The following is a 632-nucleotide window of genomic DNA, read 5'->3' on the forward strand; positions in this document are numbered from 1 at the left end:
GATTCGCATCTACAATTGCTTGAATAAGATTGTTAGGCACATCTTGGTAGTTAGCCAACAGCTGCCTAGTATCTTTCGGAAGGCAATAACCACCGTAACCAAAGCTGGGGTTGTTGTAATGATTCCCAATACGGGAGTCCAACCCCACTCCATCAATAATTTGACGCGCATCCAGTCCGTGAGTTTCTGCGTATGTATCTAATTCATTGAAGTACGCCACTCGCATGGCCAAGTAAGTATTTGAGAACAGTTTGATGGCTTCAGCCTCTGTGCTGTCAACAAAAAGCGTGGGCACGTCTCGCTTGACTGCACCCTCCATCAATAAACTTGCAAACAATGCGGCTCTCTCTGACCGTTCACCTACGATAATACGAGACGGATGAAGATTATCGTACAGTGCTTTCCCCTCGCGCAGGAACTCGGGAGAGAATATCAGATTGTTAGTACCAAAACGCTCACTTGCTTCTCGTGTGAATCCTACCGGCACAGTAGACTTAATCACCATCACTGCTTCCGGGTTGATAGACATCACATCATGAATGACCGTTTCAACCGAGCAAGTATTAAAGCAATTGGTTTCCGGATCATAATCCGTCGGAGTAGCGATAATAACAAAATCAGCAGCAGCAAAT

1 protein-coding gene is annotated in these 632 nt (G+C 45.6%); it reads right to left on the reverse strand.

Going from position 1 to position 632, the window contains the following annotated elements:
- Positions 1–632: nucleotide sugar dehydrogenase (locus ACGTN6_RS20820; RefSeq protein ID WP_394594994.1), on the reverse strand; the 632-nt coding region annotated here is incomplete at both ends.

The organism is Halomonas sp. B23F22_20, from assembly GCF_043496985.1.
Lineage (GTDB): Bacteria > Pseudomonadota > Gammaproteobacteria > Pseudomonadales > Halomonadaceae > Halomonas.